This window comes from Aliirhizobium wenxiniae (assembly GCF_019511445.1).
Taxonomy (GTDB): domain Bacteria; phylum Pseudomonadota; class Alphaproteobacteria; order Rhizobiales; family Rhizobiaceae; genus Neorhizobium; species Neorhizobium wenxiniae_A.
Map to the genome: position 1 here is coordinate 1 of NZ_JAEUAN010000088.1, position 429 is coordinate 429.

A 429-nucleotide genomic window follows, 5' to 3' on the forward strand; every position below is an offset into this window, starting at 1 on the left:
TATTTATACTGAAAGCGTACCATTTCAGGATAAAGATGGGCTAAAAATATATAAGGCTGGTGTTAATGTTTTTTACTCTTCTGCTCATAGAACAAGAAATCATGATAGAAGAATACCAGGGGGAATACTTATTTCTGTAAATGCCCCGGGGCATTTTATGAGGCTGGCGATAGAAAAAGGTTTCTATAAAGATCAAGAACAAGCGTTAGCGGATATTCGTAACATGACTATTCAGTCTGTTGGTAAGGGTGGGTATTCACATCCGGAAGGGATTTCTACAACATGGCATTCAGAATCTAATTTGGATCGTTTTGGATGCCCAGTGCACACCGGTAATAGTTCTTATTACAGCGGTTTTTATCATACTGATGTATTAATTCCAGGAGAATTAACTAAGGATGAAAGATTGCTCCATGAAATAGAAAATAG

General features: G+C 37.1%; 1 protein-coding gene. It reads left to right on the forward strand.

The features are described 5' to 3' along the window. On the forward strand, positions 1–429 hold a 429-nt coding region (locus JNB91_RS30420; RefSeq protein WP_346269431.1), incomplete at both ends, for a hypothetical protein.